This is a genomic window from Methylobacterium terrae (genome assembly GCF_003173755.1).
In the GTDB taxonomy this organism is placed as follows: domain Bacteria; phylum Pseudomonadota; class Alphaproteobacteria; order Rhizobiales; family Beijerinckiaceae; genus Methylobacterium; species Methylobacterium terrae.
Window position 1 is genome coordinate 1,651,445 of sequence record NZ_CP029553.1, and the last position, 18,284, is coordinate 1,669,728.

Consider the following 18,284-nt stretch of genomic DNA (forward strand, 5'->3'; position numbering starts at 1 on the left):
CCCGCCGCCCCTCGTGACGAAAACCGACCGGTGTGGATTCCGGGTCTCAAGCCTGCGGCTGGGGCTCGTAGCCGCCGTCGTTCTCCCGCGGCCGGCCGCGGCCGGCGGAGGGGACCGGCGAGCCGCGGGTCGGGTTGGTCGGGTAGTCGCCGGAATCGCGCACCGGGGGCTTGCCGTTGATGAGGTCGCGGATCTCGTCGCCCGACAAGGTCTCGTACTCGAGCAGGCCGCGGGCCAGCGCCTCGAGGTCGTCGCGGCGCTCGTCGAGGATGCGGCGGGCATCCTGCAGGCCGGCCTCGACCAGGCGGCGGACCTCGGCGTCGATCTTCTGGGCGGTGGCCTCCGACACGTTCTGCTGCCGGTTGACCTGCATGCCGAGGAAGACCTCGTCGTTGTTCTCGCCGTAGGCGACGGTGCCGAGCTCGGGGCTGAAGCCCCAGCGGGTCACCATCATGCGGGCGAGCCGGGTCGCCTGCTCGATGTCCGACTGGGCGCCGGAGGTGACCTTGTCGTGGCCGAAGATCATCTCCTCGGCGACGCGGCCGCCCATCATGATGGCGAGGCGCGAGGTCATCTGCTCGAAGGACATCGACAGCTTGTCGCGCTCCGGCAGCTGCATGACCATGCCGAGCGCCCGGCCGCGCGGGATGATCGTCGCCTTGTGGACGGGATCGGTCGCCGGGACGTTGAAGGCCACGATGGCGTGGCCGCCCTCGTGATAGGCGGTGAGCCGCTTCTCGTCCTCGGTCATGACGAGGGTGCGCCGCTCGGCGCCCATCATCACCTTGTCCTTCGCGTCCTCGAACTCGTGCATCGTCACGATGCGCTTGCCGCGGCGGGCCGCCAGCAGGGCCGCCTCGTTGACGAGGTTCATCAGGTCGGCGCCCGAGAAGCCGGGCGTGCCGCGGGCGATCACCTTCAGGTCGACGTCGGGCGAGAGCGGGACCTTGCGGACGTGGACGCGCAGGATGCGCTCGCGGCCGATCACGTCCGGGTTCGGCACGATGATCTGGCGGTCGAAGCGGCCCGGGCGCAGCAGCGCGGGGTCGAGCACGTCGGGGCGGTTGGTCGCCGCGATGATGATGATGCCCTCGTTGGCCTCGAAGCCGTCCATCTCGACGAGGAGCTGGTTGAGGGTCTGCTCGCGCTCGTCGTTGCCGCCCCCTAAGCCCGCGCCGCGATGGCGGCCGACGGCGTCGATCTCGTCGATGAAGATGATGCAGGGCGCGTTCTTCTTCGCCTGGTCGAACATGTCGCGGACGCGGCTGGCGCCGACGCCGACGAACATCTCGACGAAGTCCGAGCCCGAGATGGTGAAGAACGGCACGTTGGCCTCGCCCGCGACCGCCCGGGCGATCAGGGTCTTGCCGGTGCCGGGGGGGCCGACCAGCAGCACGCCGCGCGGGATGCGGCCGCCGAGGCGCTGGAACTTCTGCGGGTCGCGCAGGAACTCGACGATCTCCTGCAGGTCCTCCTTGGCCTCGTCGACGCCCGCCACGTCCTCGAAGGTGACGCGGCCGTGGGCCTCGGTCAGGAGCTTCGCCTTGGACTTGCCGAAGCCCATGGCCCGGCCGGCGCCGGACTGCATCTGGCGCGACAGGAAGATCCAGGCGCCGATGAACACCAGGATCGGCAGCCAGTTGACGAGCAGCGCGATGAACCACGGGGTGTTGTCGGAGGGCGGACGGGCCGTGATGGTCACGCCCTTGCCCTGGAGCTTCGACACCAGCGAGGGGTCGTTCGGCGCGTAGGTCGTGAAGGTGCCGCCGCTCGTGTAGGTGCCGCTCACCTCCTGGCCGGAGATGACCACGTTCTGGATGCGGCCCGCCTCGGCGTCGTTCAGGAGCTGGCTGTAGGCGATCTCCCCGCCTCCCGAGCGGTGACCCGGATTCTGGAACAGGGTCACGAGGGCCAGCACCAGCAGGAAGATGACGACCCACAGGGCGAAATTGCGGAAGTTGGGGTTCATCGAAAGGTCAATCCCTGAGGAGCGCGGCGCCGCGCGGGCGTGCTGGGGTGGGCACCGGCACTCGGACCGCAATGTAGGCACCCGCCGGAGGCTTGCCAAGTAATCGCCCGCGCCTGCGGCGCCGCGCGCCCCGCCGCACCGTCATTCCATCCGGGACCGGACGCGGCGCGGCGGCTCGGGCGCCAGGGTCAGGCGGCCGCCCCCGGTCGAGAACAGGAGGCCCGCGACGGTGCGCCGGCAGGGGCGGCCCTCCCGCAGGGCCGGCAGGACGGCCTCGAGGACCACCCGCTCCAGGCGCTCCAGCCGCGGCGGGTAGGGCGAGGGCGCGTCCGCCGCCCCCTGCGCCGCCTCGGCGTGCAGGGCCGCGACCGCGAGGCCGGCGACCCGCAGGGCGACCGCCTCCGGCAGCGCCGCGAGGCCGGGGCCGTCGAGGACGAGGCGCCCCTCCCCGCCGGGCGCGTCGCGCCGGAGGTCGCGCAGGGCCGCGGCGGCAGCACCGCTCAAGGCGGCCTCGTCGCGGCGCAGGCGCGCGGAGAGGCGGGCGAGGCGGGAAGCGGTGAGCCCCTCCGCGGCGAGCAGCGGCAGCAGCCCGCGCAGCCGGGCGCGGCCGAAGCGCGGATCGACGTTCGAGGGATCGCGCACGAACGGCCACTCCCGCGCCTCGCAGGTCGCGACGAGGCGCGCCTTGGGCACGCCGAGGAACGGCCGGGCGAGGGTGAGCCCGCCGAGGGCGCGGGAGGGCGCCATGCCGGCGAGGCCGGCCGGCCCCGAGCCGGCGCACAGGCGCATCAGCACGGTCTCGGCCTGGTCGTCGAGGGTGTGGGCGGTGAGGACGAGGTCGGCTCCGACCTCGCGGGCGAGGCCGGCGAGCAGGCCGTAGCGCGCCGCCCGGGCCGCCTCCTGGATCCGCGCCGCCGGCTTCGCGCCGGTCCAGGCGAGGCGGCGATGGGCCAGGCCGAGGCGGGCGGCGAGAGCGGCCACGCCCTGCGCCTCGGCCTCGGATCCCGGCCGCAGGCCATGGTCGACGGTGGCGACGACGAGCGGAACCCCCGCCGGACCGAGGGCGGCGCAGCCCATCAGGGCCGTCGAGTCGGGGCCGCCGGAGACCGCCAGCACGGCGCCGCGGAACGGCGCGCCCGGCCCGATCCAGGGCGCGAGGAGGCGCCTTCCCTCCTCCGGGTCGAGCGGTCCGTCCGCGAGAGGTTCGTCCGCGGACGGCCCGTCGGGGCGGCTCACCCCGCGCCGCTCACGCGGCGCAGCGCGCGCGCCGCTGCTCCCGGTCGACGCCCTGCTTCACGGTCGAGGAGGCCTGCGGGAACTTGCGCTCCAGCTCGGCCAGGGTGGCGCAGGCCTGCTCGCGGGCGCCGAGCGCGTTGAGCGAGGCGCCGAGCTTCAGCATCGCGTCGGGCGCCTTGCGCGAGCGGGCGTAGTCGGTCGAGACCTTCAGGAACTGCTCGGCCGCCTCGCGGGTGCGGTTGCGCTGGAGGTAGCTCTCGCCGAGCCAGTAGGTCGCGTCCGGCACCAGCCCGTCGCGGGGATGCGACTGGATGAACTGGCGCAGGCTCATCTCGGCCTGCTCGTACTGGCGCTGCAGCACGTAGGCGTAGGCGGCCTCGTAATCGGCCTTGGCGTCGCCGGTGCCGGTGGCGGCGACGCTGGCGGAGGGCCGCGGCGCCGGGGCCGGAGCGGCGGCGGCCGGCCGGGACGGCGGGCGCAGGTCGACCGGCTCGCCGTAATCGGGGGTCTCGTCTTCGATCGCCGCGCGGGGCGGGGCGAGGGCCGCGGTGGCGCCCGGCGTCGCGGGGGCGGCCGCCGCCGCCCGGGGCGCCTGGGACGGCGTGGTGGCACCGAGCGCCTGGGGAGCGCCCGGGGCGCCCGGGTTCTGCGAGGGATCGAAGGCGTCGCTGCGCTTCTGGGGCTTCGGCTGCGGGGTCGCGGCCGCCGGGCGCTGCCCGCCCTTCGACTCCTGGAAGCGGAACTCGACGTCCTCTTGGAACTTGCGCAGCTGCTCCTTGAGCTGGCGGTTCTCGTACTGGAGCGACTCGATCTGGCCCGCCATCTGGCGCGACTGGTTCTCCAGCCGGTTGAGGCGCACCACGAACTCGGCGGCATCCTGGGCCGCGGCCGGGCACGCGGCGACGAGGGCCAGCCCGGACACGGCGAGGGCGGGGGCGAGGAGCAGGCGGCGAAGCATGGCGGGGCGCATCACGGCTCGGGTCGGGCGGCAGGTCCGCACTCGGGAGCGCGGGTTAGCAGATGCCGCGGCTCCCGGCAAAAGGAACGGCGAGCGTTGCGCCCCCGACCTCGCGGAAATCGGCGCGCCGGGAACGCGGGCGCCGCCCCTCCCCGGCCGTCACGCCGCCGCGAACAGCGCCCGCGCCCGCTCCACCAGTTGCGCCGCCGCGTGCGCCGGATAGGGCTCGCGGGTGCCGTGCCCCCAGACCGGCCCGGGCCAGGCGGGATCTGACAGGAACCGGCCGACCACGTGGACGTGGAGTTGCGCCACCACGTTGCCGAGCGCGCCGACATTCACCTTGTCGGGCTTGGCGAGCGCCTGCATCACCCCGACGGCGAGGCGCGTCTCCTCCATCAGCCGGGCGGCGTCCCCGGGCGACAGGTCGGTGATCTCGGAGACGCCCGCGCGGCGCGGCACCAGGACGAGCCAGGGGAAGCGCTTGTCGTCGAGGAGCAGCACGCTCGAGAGGGCGAGGTCGCCGAGCGCGATGGTATCGGCGGAGAGCCGCGGGTCGAGGGCGAAGTCGGTCATGCGGGGAGGTCGGTCATGCGAATCCGTCAATGCGCCATCAGCACCGGCATGGTGGCGTGCGCGAGGATGTGGCTGGTGGCGCCGCCGAAGATCATCTGGCGCAGGCGGCTCTGGGTGTAGGCGCCCTTGACGAGGAGGTCGCAGCCGATCTCCTGGGCCTCGGTGAGGAAGATCTCGCCGGGGGTGCGGCGGCCGGCGGCCAGCGTGCGCCCCTGCGCCGACAGGCCCTCGCGGTTGAGGGCGGCGGCCAGCTCCTCGGCGCTCGGGCCCGGCACCATGCCGGCATCGACGCCCAGCACCTCGATCCGCGTCGCCTGGCGCAGGAACGGCGCCGCGAAGGCGACCGCGCGGGCGGTCTCGGTCGAGCCGTTCCAGGCGATCACCACGGTCTCGCCGATGCTCCCGGGCGGGGTCGGCGGGGCGATCACCAGGGGGCGCCCGCTCTCGAACAGCACCGCCTCGAGGGTCGTCATGCGCGGCGCGCCCTCGCCGCCGCCGGGCCGGCCGACGATGGTGGCGCCGAACAGGCGGGCGTGCTGGGCGAGGTAGCCGTCGCCGGGGGGCGCGTCGGGCAGCCAGCGCCAGCGCGGGCCGGTCCTGGCCGCGTCGGCGCTGTCGCGGGCGATGGCGTGGCGCTCCATCGCGGCGGTGAACAGGCCGCCGCAATCGCGCGCCTCGACGAGGTCGGTCTCCTCGTCGCGCACCCAGGTCATGCCCCCGACCATGTCGACGGGCACGTATTCGGCGAGCGCCGGGCGCAGGCCGAACCCCTCGATGCTGGCGCCGAAGCGTCGCGCCATGAGCACGGCGGTGTCGAGCACCGAGTCGAGCAGGGTGTGGCGGGCGACCGGAACGAGGAGCGTCTTCATGGCGGCGCACTCACCTCAGGAGCCTCGGGACGAACGACGCGATAGCATCACGCCGGCCTCCGCCCTGTCCAGGGGGGCCCCGGGGTCAATCCCCGGCAAGGATCGTCCCCGCGGGCCCCTAGGGCCCCGCCGGCGCCCCGACCTCGCCGCGGCGCGGCTCCGCGTCCCCGGAGGGCTCGCCCTCGGGAGATCCGGCTTCCGGGGATTCCCCGTCGGGAGACTCGCCCTCGGGCGACTCGCCTTCGGGAGGCTTGGCCTGGCTGCAGGCGCCCCCGGCGCCGTCCTGGCCGCCCGGGGCGCAGGTCTCCTCGAGCCACAGCGCCATCATCAGGGCGAGGCCGGCCGGCACGGCGAGCGCCAGGAAGGCCCAGGTCCAGCCGAGATGCAGCGCGAGCAGGCCCCCGACCCAGCCGGAGAGCGCGCCGCCGACGCCCTGCACCGCCGCGACGGTGCCGAGCGCGGTCTGGGTGCGGCCCGAGCCCCAGGTGAGGTCGGCCACCACCACCGGCACCGCGACGCCGATCACGCCGGAGGCGACGCCGTCCAGCACCTCGGCGAGCACCAGCCAGTATGGATCGGACAGGAAGGCGGAGAGCAGCGCGCGCGCCGGCAGCACCGCACAGGCGACGAGGAGGAGCTGGCGCCGGCCGCGCCGGTCGGCGAGCGAGCCGGCGAAGAGCGCGACCGGGATCATCACCGCCTGGGCGACGATGACGTAGCGCGCGGTCCAGCCGGTGCCGTCCTGTCCGGACGCGACGAGCTTCTGGCCGAGCAGGCTCAGCATCGAGCCGTTGGCGAGGTTGAACAAGGCGAGCGCGCCCGAGAGGATCAGCAGGCGCCGGTCGGACAGGACCTTCAGGACGGCGGAGCGCTCCGGCTTGTCGTCCGGGTCGTCCTCCTTCCAGCCGACGGCGCGGCGGCCGTTGTAGGATTTCCCGGGCGTCGTCAGCGCCGCCACGATGGCGCAGGCGGAGAGGCCGCCCAGCACCCAGAAGGCGATGCTCGGGCCCATGTACGGTGTGCCGAAGCTGATCGCGAGGGCGGCGCCCAGGATGCCGACGTGGTTCCAGGCCTGGTTGCGGCCCTGCTGCTTCGGGAAGGCCTGCTTGCCGACCATGCCGAGGGTCAGCGCCGTCACGGCCGGCACCACCAGGGTGCCGCCGGCCGCGGCGATGAACTGGGCGACGAGCACCGTCATGAAGGCGCGGGCCGGCAGCAGCAGGAGTGTCCCGACGAGGATCGCCGCGCAGGCCGCCGCGATCAGCATCCGGGGCCGGCCGAGCCGGTCGACGAGCGCCCCGAGGGGCCCGCTCAGGGCGAGGGTCGCGAAGCCCACGATGGTGGTGACGAGGCCGACCTGGCTCGGACCCCAATGCGCGGCCTGCGCCAGCCAGGTGCCGAGGAAGGGGCCGAGCCCGCCCTGGATGTCGCCGACGAAGACGTTGATCAGGGCGAGGTGGGTCGTGGGATTCATCAACGCGGAGGCGCTCCGGCTAGTCCGTCCGGGTCTTTCGCCCGTTCGGGTCTCTCGAGGGACCCAGACGGACCAACGCGCCTGAACGGGGAATGATCGTGTCCTGACGGTTATGCTCTCCCCGAGCATGTTTCGCCGAGCGTGTTTCGCCGAGCACGTCTCGCCCCGCGGGGCCCCGTCGCGACGGGGCGGCGCAGGTCACGGGCTCGGCACCGCGCAGGCCGCGGCGAGGCGGGCGAGCATCGGGTCGGGGATGCCCATGGCGACGAGCTGGTCGTGGGTGTGGCGGACGTAGTCCGGGTTGGCGCCCGAGCGGCCGAGGCCCTGGCGCACCAGCCGCACCAGCTCGGCCTCCGGCAGGCGGCCGGCATATTGCGGGTGACGGCGGTCGACGAGGTAGGTCACCGCCTGGATGCTCCGCCCGTCGTCGAGGGTGACGCCGAGCACCCGCTCGACGTAGACCGCCGTGACCTGCTCGCGCTCGCGCAGGTAGCCGAGCGTGGCGGCGGCCTGCGGCCCCGCGACCCGGAAGGCCATGCCGCGGCAGGAGCCGCCGCGGTCGAGCCCGAGCACCAGGCCCGGCCGCTCCGGCGTGCCGCGATGGACGTGCGAGAGCACGCAGAGCGAGCGGTGATAGCCGCGCAGGCGGCCCGCAAGGCTCTCGACGAAGGGAAAGCCCGGCCGCCACATCAGCGAGCCGTAGCCGAACACCCAGAGATCCGACGGTTCCCCCGCCTCCATCGCGCCACGCCCCCCATTTCCTCCCGGCCGGAAGTCTTCGCCACGACCTCGTGAGCGCGCCTCCGGACCGGTCTCCCTTGCCGGGCGCGGCCGGTAGCAGCTACGGGGACGCGGTTCAATCCGCGCGGTTCGAGGTCGGACCGCCGCAGCGCCGGGATCATGCCGATGGACAGGCCGACCACCGTTGGGCCGACGAACGGGACGACGCGCGGCGGGGGAACCCGCCGCGGGCCCGGCCTGCGCCTCGGCCTGTTCGCGCCGTTCGCGCTGCTCGTCCTGCTGGCGCTCGCCTGGACGGCCGGCTGGTTCTGGCTGCGGGGCAGGGCCGACTCGGAGATCCAGGGGTGGTTCGCCCGCGAGGCGCAGGCCGGGCGGCAATGGACCTGCGCCGACCGCTCGCTCACCGGATTCCCGTTCCGCTTCGAGCTGCGCTGCGCCTCGCTGGGCTTCTCCCGCTCCGACGTGCGCTTCACCGTCGGCCCGGTGGTGGCGGTGGCCCAGGTCTATCAGCCGCGCCACGTGATCCTGGAGGCGACCGGGCCGTTCCGGGTGCAGCAGGGCGGGCTCGACGCCGACGTGACCTGGAGCGACCTCGAGGCGAGCCTGCACCTCACCGGCGACGGCTTCCAGCGCGCCTCCGTGGTGGTCGACGGGCTGAAGGGCAGCGTCACCGGCGCCGACCCCTCCCCGATCGACTTCTCGGCCGGCCATCTCGAGATGCATGCCCGGCCGACGCCGGGACGCTTCTCCACCGACGGCGCCGTCGATCTCAGCCTGCGGGTGATGCGGGCCGGCCTGCCGCTGCTCGACCCGCTGCTCGGCGGATCCGAGCCCGCCGACATCGCGCTCGACGCCACCGCGACCCGGGCGGCGGGCTTCCGGACCCGCACCCTGGCGCAGGAGCTCGAGCGCTGGCGCGAGGCCGGCGGCACCGTGGAGATCACGAGCCTCGCCGCCGAGAAGGGCAGCCGTCGCCTGCGCGCACAGGGCGTGCTCGGCCTCGACGACCAGCACCGGCCGAGCGGCCAGCTCGACGTGCGCACCGCCGGACTCGAGCAGGTGATCGCCCCGCTGATCAGCGAGCAGCTCGGCGCGCGGCTCGGCGGCGACGGCGCGGCGCTGGTCGGCAACATCGTCGGCCAGTTCCTCGGCGGGCGCCGCCGGGAGCCGGCCCCGGGCCAGCCCGCGCCGGGCGCACCGGACCGCCCCGGCGAGCCGCCCCTGAAGGTGCTGCCGACCTTGCGCCTGACCGGCGGCCGGGTGGTGGTCGGGCCGTTCGCGGTGCCGAACGTGCGGCTGCAGCCGCTGTACTGAGGATGCAGGATTGACGGGGCCGGCGGTTGCCGCCCCGCCCGCGGCGTCGTACCCCAGGGGGCATGAGCCAGACCGCCCGTTTCCAGAGCTTCGAGGATCCCAGCCACCGGGAGGGCGCGGCGCGGATCGCCGCGCTGCGGGCCGCGATGGCGCAACGGGGCTATGCCGGCTTCGTGGTGCCGCGCGCCGACGAGCACCAATCCGAGTACGTGCCGGCGAACGCCGAGCGGCTGGCCTGGCTCACCGGGTTCACCGGCTCGGCCGGCACGGCCGTCGTTCTCGCCGACAGGGCCGCCCTGGTGGTCGACGGGCGCTACACCCTGCAGGCCGCCGAGCAGGTCGATACCGGCGTGGTCACCCCGGTGCCGCTCGCCGAGACCGGCGTCGAGGCCTGGATCGAGGCCAACCTGCCGGCGGGCGGGGTGCTGGCCTACGATCCCTGGCTGCACACGCCGGACGGGCTCGCGCGCCTCGAGCGCGCCGCCGCGGCCGCGGGCGGGCGCGTCGAGCCGACCTCCCTCAACCTCGTCGACCTCGTCTGGATCGACCGCCCGGCCGCGCCGCGGGCGTCGGTGGTGCCCCATCCCGAGCACCTCGCGGGCGAGGCGGCGGCGGGGAAGCTCGACCGGGTGCGCGCGGCGCTCGCCAAGGCGCGCCTCGACGCGCTGGTCGTCTCCGATCCGCACAACCTCGCCTGGTTGTTCAACATCCGCGGCGGCGACGTCCCGCACACGCCGCTGCCGCTCGGCTACGCGGTGATCCCGCGCGACGGCCGCCCGCGCCTGTTCCTCGATCCCGAGAAGGTCACGGCCGAGGCGGCGCACGCCCTCGACGGCCTCGCCGAACGGTCCGAGCCGGCGGCCCTGCCGGCCGCCCTCGACGGCTTGGGCGCCGCCGGGGCCCGGGTGCGGGTCGACGCCGCCACCGGCGCCGTGGCGCTCGGCCGGCGGATCGAGGCGGCGGGCGGGTCGCTCGATGTCGGGCCCGACCCGATCACCGCCATGAAGGCGGCGAAGAACGCGGCCGAGATCGCCGGCTCCCGCGCCGCGCACCGGCGCGACGGCGCCGCCGTGACCCGCTTCCTCGCCTGGCTCGCCCGCGAGGCGCCCGGCGGCGCGGTCTCCGAGATCGACGCGGTGGTGCGGCTCGAAGGGTTTCGCGCCGAAGCGAACAACCTGCGCGAGATCGCCTTCCCGACCATCTCCGGATCCGGGCCGAACGGCGCCATCGTGCATTACCGCGTGACCCGCGGCACCGACCGTCGGGTTCAGCCGGGCGAGCTGTTCCTGATCGATTCCGGCGCGCAGTACGGCGACGGCACCACCGACATCACCCGCACGGTCGCGGTCGGCAGCCCGAGCCCGGAGATGCGCGACCGCTTCACCCGCGTGCTCAAGGGCCACATCGCCATCGCGACCGCGGTCTTTCCCCGCGGCACCACGGGAGCGCAGATCGACGCCTTCGCCCGCCGCCCGCTCTGGGAGGCCGGCCTCGACTTCGACCACGGCACCGGCCACGGCGTCGGCGCCTTCCTGTCGGTGCACGAGGGGCCGCAGCGCATCGCCAAGACCGGCACGGTGGCGCTCCAGCCCGGGATGATCGTCTCGAACGAGCCCGGCTACTACAAGACCGGCGCCTTCGGCATCCGGCTCGAGAACCTCGTCCTGGTCGAGGAGCGGGCGGTTCCCGGCGGCGAGCGCCCGATGCTCGGCTTCGAGACCCTGACCCTCGCGCCGTTCGACCGGGCGCTCGTGGTGCCGGAGCTGCTGACGCCGCAGGAGACCGCCTGGCTCGACGCGTATCATGCCCGGGTGCGGGAGGCGCTGTCGGCCCTCGTCGATCCGGAGACCCGGGCCTGGCTCGAGGCGGCGACGCGGCCGGTCTGGGCCTGACGCACCGGACCGGCCGCGGAGGTCACGCCCCCGGATGGTCGGCCGCCACGTCGAGCACCCAGGTGATGCCGAACCGGTCCGTCAGCATGCCGTAGAGCGGCGACCACACCGCCGGGCCGAGCGGCACCACCACCGCCGCGCCCTCGCTCAGCCGCGCCCAGTACGCCTCGATTTCGCCTGGCGCGGTCCCGCGCAGCGAGACGTAGAACGCGTTCTCGCCCGGATGCCACGCCGTCTCCGGCTGGACGTCGTAGGCCATGACGCGGAAGCCGTCCGGAGAGACGACCTGGCCCCAGATCACCGCGTCCCGGCGCGCCGCGTCGGTCTCGCCGGCGAGCTCGCCGTAGGTGACGACCGTCTGCTCGCCCCCGAAGACCGAGCGGTAGAAGCCGAGGGCCTCGCGGGCCCGGCCGCGGAAATTGAGGTGGGTCGTGGTCTGGACGCTCATGGCGGTCTCCGCTGCGGGGCGCGTTGCCTGTCCCCGTGGAGCCGCTATAGCGTCCCCCAACTGACAGAATCCGGCAGTTGGACGATGGCCCGAACCGACCGGCTGCTCCGGCTCCTCCAGGCGATGCGGGTCCTGGCCGCGCCGGTGACCGCCGCCCGGCTGGCGGAGGAGACCGGGGTCTCGCTGCGCTCGCTCTACCGCGACATCGACAGCCTGCGGGCGGCCGGCGCGCGCATCGAGGGCGAGCGGGGTTACGGCTACCGGCTGCTCGAGGACGACGCGCTGCCGCCCCAGACCCTGACCCGTCTCGAGGTCGAAGCGCTGGCGATCGGCATGGCCGAGGTGCGCAGCATGGGCGATCCGGCCCTGGCGGAGGCGGCGGCCGCAATCCTGGCCAAGGTCGCCGCGACGCTGTCCGGCGAGCGCGAGCAGCATCTGCTGCACGTCATCTCGAAGGTCTACCGCCCGGATGCGCGGTACCCGCCCTCCGAGGCCCTCGACGTGATCCGGCGGGCCTGCTGGCGCGAGGACGCCCTCGCCATCCGCTACGAGGACGAGCACGGGGCGCTCACGGCGCGGACGATCCTGCCGCTCGCGATCGTGTACTCGGAGCGCCGCCTGATCGTGCTGGCGTGGTGCCGCCTGCGCGAGGCGTTCCGCATGTTCCGGATCGACCGCATCCGGGAGGTGTCCCCGGACGGGGCGAGCTTCCGCCCGCGCCGGGTCGCGCTGCTGCGGACCTATCTCGCGCAGCTGGGTGCCTGAGATCCCGGCCGGCGGTCGGATGCCTCAGTTGGCGTCGCAGGGATCCGTGTCCGCGAGGTGGGCTCCGAGCGTCAGGGCCCGGGTGTCGATGTGGAGCCCGGGCCGCGCCTCACCGGTCGGCGGATGCGTCAGCATCGTGCCCCAGAACAGGCCGGTGGCGACGGCGAGGGCGCAGAGGGCGGTCAGAACACGCATGGCGGCCTCCTGGCGGCCCGCATCGGCGGGCCGGACGGGTCTTATCGGGGCTCGTTCTCGATCGGGCACGCGTCGCCGGTCGCGCCGGTTCGCCCGATCACGGTCTCGCGGGCCGCGCTTCTCCAAGGTTCGATCCAGTCGCGCGCGGTCGCACGCAGGGTCCGGCGTGCCGGAGACCCGCGATCATCCGTCCGCCACAGCAACGATCCGGCGGCTTACGTTCGATCTGCTTCTTTATTCCCGACAGGCGTAGGGACACCCGGGAACTGCGTCATCCCTCATTCGGATGAGGGGGCGTTCGCGCCGAGATGTCGTTGCACGACGAGGGCGAGCGTCAGCCCCGTCCCACGCGCGACCTCATCCCGAGGTGCTGCGCAGCCGCCTCGAAGGAGGGCTCCAGGGATCACCGGGCCTTCTGGATCCCTCCGTCGAGGCTCCCTGCGACCGCACCTCGGGATGAGGTTGCGGGCGGGCCGATAAAATACCGGATGAAACAAGTATCGAGGACATCAGATATGACGAAATGAGACCGTGAGGCAGACGTATCGATCTTCCACACCCGCCGGCACCTCTCCCCGTCATCCCGGGTTCCGCTGCGCGGCCCCGGAATGACGTGGAGGATGAGAACGCAATCGGCTGTCTCGAATAGGCCCGGAGCTTGCGGCCAGGACACCGATGCTCCCTCACTCCGCCGGCTGGTGCCGGCCCGCCTCCCCCTCGCCCCGTGCCGCCGGCAGGCGTCCGCGCCGCAGCGACAGGACGAGCCGCGTCGCCCCCGTGCCGAGGCGGTCCATGTAGAGGTAGAGCACGGGCGTGATGAACAGGGTGAGGAGCTGCGACACCAGGAGCCCGCCCACCACCGCGACGCCGAGGGGCTGGCGCAGTTCGGCGCTCGCCCCATGGCCGATGGCGATCGGGAGCGTCCCCATCACGGCCGCCGCCGTCGTCATCATGATCGGGCGGAAGCGGAGCGCACAGGCCTCGCGGATCGCGGCCGCCGGCGTCCAGTTCTGCTCGCGCTGCAGCACCAGGGCGACGTCGATCATCATGATGGCGTTCTTCTTCACGATGCCGATCAGCATCAGGACGCCGATGATCGCGATGACCGAGAGGTCCATCCCGTAGAGCTGGAGCGCGCCGAGCGCCCCGATCGCCGCCGCCGGCAGGCCGGTGAGGATGGTCAGCGGGTGGATGAAGCTCTCGTAGAGGATGCCGAGCACGAGGTAGATGGTGATGACGGCCGCGGCCAAGAGCAGGCCCTGGTTCGCCAGCGCGTCCTGGAACACCTGGGCGGTGCCGGCGAAGGTCGTCGTGATGGTACCCGGCACCCCGAGCGAGTCCTTGATCTCGGCGATGCGGTTGACCGCCTGGCCGAGCGCGACGCCGGGGGCGAGATCGAACGAGATCGTCACCGCCGGCAGGAGGCCGAGCTGGTTGATCGAGAGCGGGCCCGGCACCCGGGTGATGCTCGCCACCGCCGAGAGCGGGACCAGCTTGCCGCCCGCCGCCCGCAGCCGGATGTCGTCGAGGCGGTCGGCGGTCCAGTTCAGGCGCGGGTCGAACTCGGTGATGACCTGGTAGCTGTCGGCGGTGCCGTAGATCGTCGAGATCTGGCGGGTGCCGAAGCCGGTATAGAGGGTCTGGCGGATCTGGTCGGAGGTGATGCCGAGCGCCTGCGCCTTGTCGGTATCGACCGTGACCTTGGCCTGGAGCGCGGCGTTCTGCAGGTCGCTGGTGACGCCCGCGAAGGTGGCGCGGTCACGGGCCAGGGCCTCGGTCAGCCGCTCCGACCAGCGCTCGAGCCCGGGCCGGTCGAGGCCCTGCACGACGTACTGGTACTGGCTCTTCGACTGGCGCCCGCCGAGGCGCAGGTTCTGCACCGGCGTGATGAACGAGGTCAGGCCCGGCACCGCCGCGAGGTCGCGGCGCAGCTCCGCGATGGTTCTGCCCAGCGGCGGGCGCAGGTCCCTGTCCTTCAGTTCGACGAAGAACGAGCCCTGGTTGAGGGTGCCGGAGAAGCCGTTCGAGCCTGCCCGGCTGACCACGTGGGCCACCGCCGGGTGGCGGGCGAGGATCACCTCGGCCTCGTGCTGGAGCGCGGTCATCGCGTCGAAGGAGACGTCCTGGCCGGCTTCCGTGGCGATCTGGAGCTGGCCGATATCCTCCGAGGGGAAGAACCCCTTCGGGATGACGACGAACATCCAGGCGGTGAGCGCGACGCTCGCGAAGAACACCATCAGCACCGCGAAGGGCCAGCGCAGGCAGAGGTCGACGCCACGCTCGTACCACCCTTGCATCCGGGCGAAGCCGCGCTCGAACAGGTTCTTCTTGACGCCGTGGCCGGCCGCGTCGGCCGGCAGGCGGGCGGCGAGCATCGGGGTGAGCGTCAGCGAGATCACCGCCGAGGCGACGATGGCGATCGTCACCACGATGGCGAACTCGTTGAAGATGCGCCCGACGACGCCCCCCATCAGCAGCACCGGGATGAACACCGCGACGAGCGAGATGGTGATCGACAGGATGGTGAAGCCGATCTCGCCCGCGCCCTTCAGCGCCGCCTCGAACGGCTTCATCCCCTCCTCGACGTGCCGGACGATGTTCTCCAGCATCACGATCGCGTCGTCGACGACGAGGCCGACCGCGAGGGTGAGGCCGAGGAGCGAGATGTTGTCGATCGAGTAGCCGAGCAGGTACATCGCCCCGAAGGTGGCGATGATCGAGATCGGCACCGCCACCGACGGGATCAGCGTCGCGGCGAGCCGCCCGAGGAAGAGGTAGATCACCGCGACGACGAGCACGATGGTGAGCACCAGCGTGAACTGCACGTCGTGCACCGCCTCGCGGATCGAGAGCGAGCGGTCGTTGACGACGTCGATGGTGCCGCTCCCCCCCAGCTGCTCCTGGAACTTCGGCAGCATGGCGCGGACGCGATCGACCACGTCGACCGTGTTGGCGTCGGGCTGGCGCTGGACGGCGAGCACCAGCCCGCGGGTGCCGTCCTTCCACGAGGCGATGCGGTTGTTCTCGACCGAATCGATGACCCGGGCGACCTCGCCGAGGCGCACCGGCCTTCCGTTGCGGACCGCCACGATCACGTCGCGGAACCCGTCGGCATTCATCAACTGCGTGTTGGTCTGGATGGTGAGGTTCTGCCCCCTCCCCTCGACCACGCCGACCGGGGTCGAGGTGTTGGCGTTCTGGATCGCCGCCTGGACCTCGTCGACGCCGATGCCGCGGGCGGCGAGCACGTTGGGGTCGAGCTGGACCCGGACGGCGAATTTCTGGCTGCCGAAGACCAGCACCTGGCCGACGCCGGTGATGGTCGAGAGCGAGGGCGAGATCACCGTCTGGGCGAAGGCGTCGAGCGTCGGCAGCGGCGTCGTCTCGCTCGACAGGGCGAGCAGGATCACCGGCGCGTCGGCGGGGTTGAGCTTGCGGAAGCTCGGCGGGATCGTCAGCTCGATCGGCAGGCGGCGCAGGGTGCGGGTGATCGCCGCCTGCACGTCGGCGGCGGCCTGGTCGATGTTGCGCGAGAGCTCGAACTCGACGGTGATCGAGGTGAAGCCCTGGTAGTTCGTCGCCGAGATCGTGGCGATCGACGGGATCGTCGAGAATTCCTTGATCAGCGGCGTCGCCACGGACGCCGCCATCGATTCCGGCGAGGCGCCAGGCAGCTGCGCGGTGACCGAGATGGTCGGGAAGTCCACGGTCGGCAGGGCCGCCACCGGCAGGAAGCGGTAGGCGAACAGCCCCGACAGCGTCAGGGCGATCGAGAGCAGGATCGTGGCGACGGGCCGGCGGATGAACGGGGCCGAGAGGTTCATGCGCGGGCTCTCACTCGATGCGGGTGGATGCGCCGGGGGCCGCGGCCTGCGCCTCGGTCGCGTCCTGCGGGCGCTCGGTGACGGGAAGGCCGGGGCGGACCCGGAACTGGCCCTCGACCACCACGCGCTCGCCGGCCTTCAAGCCCTGCGCCAGGGCGGCGCGGCCGTCGCGGGAGGCCAGCACCTCGACGGTGCGGCGCTCCGTCGTGCGGTCGGGCCGCACCACCCAGACGAAGCTGCCCTCCTGCCCCGGCTGCACCGCCGCCTGCGGCACCGTGACGGTGCCGGGCCGGGAGCCGAGATCGACCTCGATCCGGACGTACTGGCCGGGCCAGAGCCGGTCGTCCTCGTTCGGGAACAGCGCCCAGGCGGTGACGGTGCCGGACGCCTGGTCGACGGCCGAGTCGACGAAGGAGAGCCGGCCGGTCGCCAGCACCGCCTCGCCGCCGCTCGGATAGACCCTGACCGGCGCGGTGCCGGGCCGCGCGAGCGCGGCGCGCAAGCCGTCGAGGTCGCGCTCTGGCAGCGAGAAGGTGGCGCGCAGGGGCCGCATCTGGGTGATGGTGACGAGGCCGGTACCGGCCGATTCGTTGCCCTTCACGAGGTTGCCGGTGGTGACGAGCACCCGGCCGAGGCGGCCCGCGATCGGCGCCCGCACGATGGTGTAGTCGAGCCGGACCTTGTCGGCCTCGATCGCCGCTTGCGACGCCGCGACGTTGGCCGCCGCGACCTTGGCCTCGGCGGTGGCGACGTCGAACTGCGCCTGCGAGGCGGAGGAGCGGGACAGCAACTCGCCGACGCGGCGGACGTCGTTCTGGGTCCGGACCTGGGTCGCCTGGTCGCGGGCGAGCGCCGCCTCGTCGCGGGCGATCTGGGCGCGGATCTCGCGGTCGTCGAGGCGGTAGAGCACGTCGCCCGCCTTCACCACCTGGCCGTCGCGGGCGAGCTGCTCGGTGATGACCCCGTCGATGCGCGGGCGCACCACGACGCTCGCCATCGGCTCGACCCAGCCCACCGCCGAGCGGGTGAGCGCGAGGTCGGTGACGCCCGCCGCCACCGTGGTGACGACGGGGCGGGCGGCGGCGGGATTCGCCGGGGCCGGGGGAGCCGGCGGCGCGTAGGCGACCGGCAGGTGCTCGGGCAGGGCTTGCGCGATGGCGCCCGGCAGCGCCCCCCGGGCCGCGCTCCAGGCCGCGCGGGTGTCGCCGCCGTGGCGTTGCACGAGCCATCCCGCCCCGGCCGCGAGCGCGACCAGGAGAACGAGGACGAGGCGGATCATCGTGGGGCTCCGTCAGGCTGTGCGGCGGCGCTGAGGCCGTGGAGGAAGAAATCGGCGACGGCGGCGGATGCGGGCGCGCGCCGGCCGGTGCCGTGCACCGCCATGCGGATGCCGCCGAGGATCATCAGCACCGCGAGGTCGATGTCGGGCACGGCGAGCTCGCCCGCGGCGACGCCGTCGCGCAGGAGGCCGGCGAGCGCGTCGCGCAGGCCGTCGAACCCCTCGCGCAGGACCCGCCGGCTGCGCTCGCCGAACTCGGCGCCGCGCCCCTCGATCGCGGTGAGCGCCGGCGACAGGGCGCCGATGCGCTCGAGCACCAGCCCGACCGCCCGGCGCAGGCGCGCGGACGCCTCGCGCTCCGGGATCCGCCCGATCGCGTCGCGCAGCTCGGCCAGCGTCCAGGCGAGGCCGGCGATGAACAGCGCTTCCTTGGTGGGGAAGTAGCGGTAGAGCGTCGGCTTCGCGACCCCGGCCGCGGCCGCGACCGCGTCCATGTGGACGGCGGCGTAGGGCATGGCGGCGAACAGCCCCATCCCGGCCTCGAGGATGCGGCGGCGGCGCTTCGGGTCGAGCGGACGCTCGGGCTGCGGCCGCACGACCGGGGGGCGATCGACCTTGGGACGATCGGCGTGGCGTGCGGCGTCGCTCATGAAGGCCTGACTGAACTGGTGGGTTCAGTTGTGATGGGCACCGCGCCGGATTGGCAAGGCTGAAACATCGCGACAAATAACCGCAATCTTTGCGACA

At 73.5% G+C, this 18,284-nt stretch carries 15 protein-coding genes; 3 read left to right on the forward strand and 12 right to left on the reverse strand.

Annotated features, from left to right (window positions below):
- Positions 1 to 46: 46 nt before the first annotated feature.
- The 7 genes from ftsH to DK419_RS07475 form a co-directional block, all read right to left on the reverse strand.
- Positions 47 to 1,969, reverse strand: a complete 1,923-nt coding sequence (gene ftsH, locus DK419_RS07445) for an ATP-dependent zinc metalloprotease FtsH (protein WP_109958520.1) — start codon at positions 1,967 to 1,969, stop codon at positions 47 to 49.
- A 141-nt stretch (positions 1,970 to 2,110) separates the two neighbouring features.
- A complete protein-coding gene (tilS, locus tag DK419_RS07450; RefSeq protein WP_109958521.1) occupies positions 2,111 to 3,205 on the reverse strand; it encodes a tRNA lysidine(34) synthetase TilS in 1,095 nt (364 codons plus the stop codon).
- A gap of 10 nt (positions 3,206 to 3,215) precedes the next feature.
- Positions 3,216 to 4,163 (reverse strand): tol-pal system protein YbgF, encoded by a 948-nt coding sequence (gene ybgF / locus DK419_RS07455; RefSeq protein WP_109962177.1) that lies wholly within the window; start codon positions 4,161 to 4,163, stop codon positions 3,216 to 3,218.
- A gap of 159 nt (positions 4,164 to 4,322) precedes the next feature.
- Entirely contained in the window at positions 4,323 to 4,736 is a 414-nt protein-coding gene (locus DK419_RS07460) for an HIT domain-containing protein (RefSeq protein ID WP_109958522.1), read from the reverse strand.
- Positions 4,737 to 4,762: 26 nt separating this feature from the next.
- Complete coding sequence (locus DK419_RS07465) at positions 4,763 to 5,605, reverse strand: universal stress protein (RefSeq protein ID WP_109958523.1); 843 nt, start codon at positions 5,603 to 5,605, stop codon at positions 4,763 to 4,765.
- A gap of 118 nt (positions 5,606 to 5,723) precedes the next feature.
- Entirely contained in the window at positions 5,724 to 7,079 is a 1,356-nt protein-coding gene (locus DK419_RS07470; RefSeq protein ID WP_109958524.1) for an MFS transporter, read from the reverse strand.
- A 198-nt stretch (positions 7,080 to 7,277) separates the two neighbouring features.
- Complete coding sequence (locus DK419_RS07475) at positions 7,278 to 7,820, reverse strand: gamma-glutamylcyclotransferase (RefSeq protein WP_109958525.1); 543 nt, start codon at positions 7,818 to 7,820, stop codon at positions 7,278 to 7,280.
- Positions 7,821 to 7,979: 159 nt separating this feature from the next.
- Between DK419_RS07475 and DK419_RS07480 the strand changes: the two genes are divergently transcribed.
- Together DK419_RS07480 and DK419_RS07485 are read left to right on the forward strand one after the other, a co-directional pair.
- On the forward strand, positions 7,980 to 9,134 hold the full coding sequence (locus DK419_RS07480; protein WP_425352640.1) for a DUF2125 domain-containing protein: 1,155 nt from the start codon (positions 7,980 to 7,982) through the stop codon (positions 9,132 to 9,134).
- Between the two features lie 62 nt (positions 9,135 to 9,196).
- Entirely contained in the window at positions 9,197 to 11,026 is a 1,830-nt protein-coding gene (locus tag DK419_RS07485; RefSeq protein ID WP_109958527.1) for an aminopeptidase P family protein, read from the forward strand.
- 22 nt (positions 11,027 to 11,048) lie between these two features.
- Here DK419_RS07485 and DK419_RS07490 read toward each other — a convergent pair whose 3' ends face one another.
- Positions 11,049 to 11,474: a VOC family protein gene (locus DK419_RS07490; protein WP_109958528.1), complete on the reverse strand. Its 426-nt coding sequence runs from the start codon at positions 11,472 to 11,474 to the stop codon at positions 11,049 to 11,051.
- An 84-nt stretch (positions 11,475 to 11,558) separates the two neighbouring features.
- Between DK419_RS07490 and DK419_RS07495 the strand changes: the two genes are divergently transcribed.
- Positions 11,559 to 12,239 (forward strand): helix-turn-helix transcriptional regulator, encoded by a 681-nt coding sequence (locus DK419_RS07495; protein ID WP_109958529.1) that lies wholly within the window; start codon positions 11,559 to 11,561, stop codon positions 12,237 to 12,239.
- A 24-nt stretch (positions 12,240 to 12,263) separates the two neighbouring features.
- Here DK419_RS07495 and DK419_RS29020 read toward each other — a convergent pair whose 3' ends face one another.
- The 4 genes from DK419_RS29020 to DK419_RS07510 form a co-directional block, all read right to left on the reverse strand.
- Entirely contained in the window at positions 12,264 to 12,434 is a 171-nt protein-coding gene (locus tag DK419_RS29020) for a hypothetical protein (RefSeq protein WP_167450831.1), read from the reverse strand.
- Positions 12,435 to 13,117: 683 nt separating this feature from the next.
- On the reverse strand, positions 13,118 to 16,258 hold the full coding sequence (locus DK419_RS07500; RefSeq protein WP_109958530.1) for an efflux RND transporter permease subunit: 3,141 nt from the start codon (positions 16,256 to 16,258) through the stop codon (positions 13,118 to 13,120).
- A gap of 10 nt (positions 16,259 to 16,268) precedes the next feature.
- On the reverse strand, positions 16,269 to 17,537 hold the full coding sequence (locus DK419_RS07505; protein WP_109958531.1) for an efflux RND transporter periplasmic adaptor subunit: 1,269 nt from the start codon (positions 17,535 to 17,537) through the stop codon (positions 16,269 to 16,271).
- Positions 17,534 to 18,187, reverse strand: coding sequence for a TetR/AcrR family transcriptional regulator (locus DK419_RS07510; RefSeq protein ID WP_245442863.1), 654 nt, complete (start codon positions 18,185 to 18,187; stop codon positions 17,534 to 17,536). Before DK419_RS07510 ends, DK419_RS07505 begins: the two co-directional genes overlap by 4 nt.
- Between the last annotated feature and the right edge of the window lie 97 nt (positions 18,188 to 18,284).